At 65.8% G+C, this 3,181-nt stretch carries 4 protein-coding genes; all 4 read right to left on the reverse strand.

The annotated features are described in order from the left end of the window. A partial coding sequence (locus K6T84_RS23705) for a hypothetical protein (protein ID WP_329786980.1) occupies positions 1–469 on the reverse strand: 469 nt, incomplete at its 3' end. Then, positions 469–669, reverse strand: coding sequence for a hypothetical protein (locus K6T84_RS23710; protein ID WP_329786981.1), 201 nt, complete (start codon positions 667–669; stop codon positions 469–471). The genes K6T84_RS23705 and K6T84_RS23710, both read right to left, overlap by 1 nt. 20 nt (positions 670–689) lie before the next feature. Further along, positions 690–1,466 (reverse strand): IS21-like element helper ATPase IstB, encoded by a 777-nt coding sequence (istB, locus tag K6T84_RS23715; RefSeq protein WP_329786982.1) that lies wholly within the window; start codon positions 1,464–1,466, stop codon positions 690–692. Then, on the reverse strand, positions 1,463–3,013 hold the full coding sequence (istA, locus tag K6T84_RS23720) for an IS21 family transposase (RefSeq protein WP_329786983.1): 1,551 nt from the start codon (positions 3,011–3,013) through the stop codon (positions 1,463–1,465). The genes istB and istA overlap by 4 nt, the downstream gene beginning before the upstream one ends. Positions 3,014–3,181: the final 168 nt, after the last annotated feature.

Raw genomic sequence — 3,181 nt, forward strand, 5'->3', positions numbered from 1 at the left:
TGCGTTTCGTCAAGTGATTTGGCCCCACTGATCTGCATGAATTTTGGCCCCGGGCGTTGGTGTTCGGGCGTTGATTGTTGGTAGCTGGTTGGGCGGCGGCGGCGAGCTGTGCTGTGTGTTGGTGTGCGGTGTCGAGTTCTGTGGCAGTGTCCTTCGCGTGTGCGCTGGCGTGTTGCAGGCTGCTGGTCAGAGCCTGCATCGCCGAGGCGAGGTCGGGCTGCGGTGCGAGTGAGTCGAGGGCCAGCCGGCCGTGTTGGTGCTGGTGTGCCAGCCAGCGGGTGAACTGGGCGAGCAATTGCGGGAGCATGCCGGTTATCTGCGCCAGGGTGGCGATGATTGCGGCGGTATCGGCCGGATAGACGAGGCCGTCGCCGGTCGGGTGGGTGCGGCGGGTGAGCTCGCAGATGGCGTGCGCGGCCTGATCAGCCAGTTGGGCGGCGGTGAGGTGGTCGGTGGTTGTGCCTGTCATCAGTACGCCGGTTCGTCGTCGTTGCGGGTCAGCAGCGCGGCGAGTTGGTCGAGGCCGATGCGCATGCCGTTGATGTCGTAGCCGTGCTTGGTCGCCAGCGGGTCGAGTTGGTCTTGCTCCAGGTCGATCCAGTCACGCAGGCAGCCCAGCAGGTCGGCGAATTCGGCGGCGTGGGCGCTGTTGAGGGTGATGTCGGGCATGATCGTTTTCCTCTCGCTGGTTAGGGGGTCTTGGTGGTCCGGCGGGTTTTGCTGGTGCGTAGTCGGTAGGACTGGGTGCCGGTCTCGAGGATGTGGGCGTTGAAGGTGATTCGGTCGACGATCGCGGCGACCAAACGTGGGTCGGCGACGACGGTTCCCCATTCGCTGAACGGCAGGTTGGTGGCGATGGCGATGCTGGCGCGTTCTTCTCGTTCGGTGATGATCTGGAACAGCAGTTCGGCTCCGCGGGTGTCGATTTGGACGTAGCCCAGTTCGTCGAGCAGCAGCAGATCAAGGCGGGCGTAGCGGCCGACGACGCGGGATAGTTGCCGGGCGTCGGCGGCCTCGACGAGCTCATTGACCAGTGCGGCGGTGGTCACGTAGCGGACTCGGCGGCCTTGTTCGCAGGCGGCCAGGCCCAGCCCTATGAGCAGATGTGTTTTGCCGGTGCCGGAGTCGCCGAGCAGCACCAGGGGTTGGCCGGCCTCGATCCAGGCTCCGCTGGCTAGGGTTGCCAGTTGGGCGGCGGTGATCGAGGGCACGGCGTTGGTGTTGAACTCGCAGATCCGTTTGAGTCGAGGGAATTTCGCTTCGTTAATGCGCCGGGCGCGGCGCCGGTCGTTGCGGTCGTCGACTTCGGCGGTGAGGACTTCAGCGAGGAAACCCAGGTGAGTTTGGCGTTCTCGCACGGCGATCTCAGCCAAGCGGGCGGCTTCGTCACGGACGGTGGGCAAGTGCAGTTCGCGGGCTGCGGCGCCGATGGCGGCTTGGGCGGCGTCCTCGGTTCGTGCACTCACGGCGCGGCCTGTGTCGTTGCGCTGGTGGCCAGTAGGTCGTCGTAGCCACTTAGTGTCGGGGCGGGCCGGTCATAGCGGGCCAGCGCACCGATCGCGATGACTGGGGCGAGGGTTTCGCCGGCGTGGCGACGGGCATCGATGAGCACAACCTGCGGGTCGAGCGTGCCGGCATCGACCGCTTTGTCCATCGCAGCGATCACCGCTGCGGCGGGCAGGCTGCGATGGGCTAGCAGGACCTCGATCAACGCCGCAGTGCCCGCCCGATCGCCGCGTTGCTGGCGGGCGGCGTCCCAATACCGTTGGTGGGAAACGGTAAATGCCCCGCACGCCTTGGCTTGGGCCAGCGCGGTCGCCCCTGGCAGCGCACCCGGTTTGGTCTTGAGCACCTCCAGGTAGTGATCCAAGGTCAGGACCTCAACGTATCTGCCGGCCACGCGCTCATGGGCGGCCACTACCGCAGCGCCATCGAGGACCTCAACCTGAGTCGCAGACAGCCGCACCGGTAGCCGCCGCCCGGCGTAGCGCACTGGCACCGAGTAGTAACACCCCCGCACGCAGACCCGGGCCCGGTTATCGACGCGGGCCGCCAACAGCCGGGCTGCGTCAAATGCCTCGTCCGGCAGCGCCATCAGGTGCGCACGTTCAGCGGCGAACGCCGCCGCGACGGTGACCGGTCGCCCGGTGATCACCCGCGCATCATCGGCCCAATCGGCGGCAGCGATCAAGTCATTGAGCTGCGCCAACGACGCAACCTTGGGAACCGGCACCAGATGCGTACGGCGGAATCTGCCGATCTCTCCTTCCACGCCGCCCTTTTCGTGGGCGCCTTGCTTGCCGGGCCGGCAAAAGAACCCGTCGAAGCCATAATGGCTGCGCAGAGCGATGAATCGTTCGGATTCAGCCCGGTCTCGACCCCGTAGCACCCGCACCACCGCGGGCTTGAGGTTGTCATAGCGGATCCGAGCCGGAACCGCACCGAGGTGCTCGAACGCAAGCACATGCCCTTCCAAGAACGCTTCTTGAGCCTGGGTGGCAAACGCCACGTGGAACGCCTTACCCGAGTGCGACAGGCGCATCACGAACATCCACACCTTGATCAACACCCCGGCGATGGTGGCGTAGAACTCGCCGAAGTCGACCTCGGCTTCGGCACCGGGGGTATGGGTCTGGGGCACCATCACCTCGACCCGATCCAGATCCAGCTCACTTCTGCGGTGGGCGACATAGCGCGACACCGTCACCTCCGCCAACTGCGCACCGTGCTCCGCTACCAGCCGTTGCCAGATCCGACGCGCGGTATGGCGCTGCTTGAGCGGCACCTCTCGATCCCCCAGCAGCCAGGAGTCGATCACCTCCACAAACGGATCGATCGCCGGCCGCGACCGACGCGCATAGGCCTTACGCGGCGGCGGGACCGCCGAAGCCAATGCCTGGCGCACCGTGCGCCGATGCACCCGATGACGCTCCGACAACTCTCGGATCGACAACTCCTCGACCCGCCTGTCCCGCCTGATCTTTTCGAACAGCTCCACTCTCGACCGCGCCATTCCCCAACCTCCACGCCGATGACGACTGACGTGGAAATCGCATCCCAGGTGGGGCCAATATTGGCGACGACACGCTCGCCCCACCGCGTAACGCATCACCGCCCAGATGGAGCCAAAATTCGTGAAGAAAACCGACCCAACTGGGGCCAACTCAGGTGACCACACTCA

Source organism: Mycobacterium zoologicum (assembly GCF_020181635.2).
Taxonomy (GTDB): domain Bacteria; phylum Actinomycetota; class Actinomycetes; order Mycobacteriales; family Mycobacteriaceae; genus Mycobacterium; species Mycobacterium zoologicum.

Coding starts and splice junctions, on each gene's coding strand:
- K6T84_RS23710 (WP_329786981.1), bottom strand. CDS start 669: ATGCCCGACATCACCCTCAACAGCGCCCACGCCGCCGAATTCGCCGAC.
- istA (WP_329786983.1), bottom strand. CDS start 3,013: ATGGCGCGGTCGAGAGTGGAGCTGTTCGAAAAGATCAGGCGGGACAGG.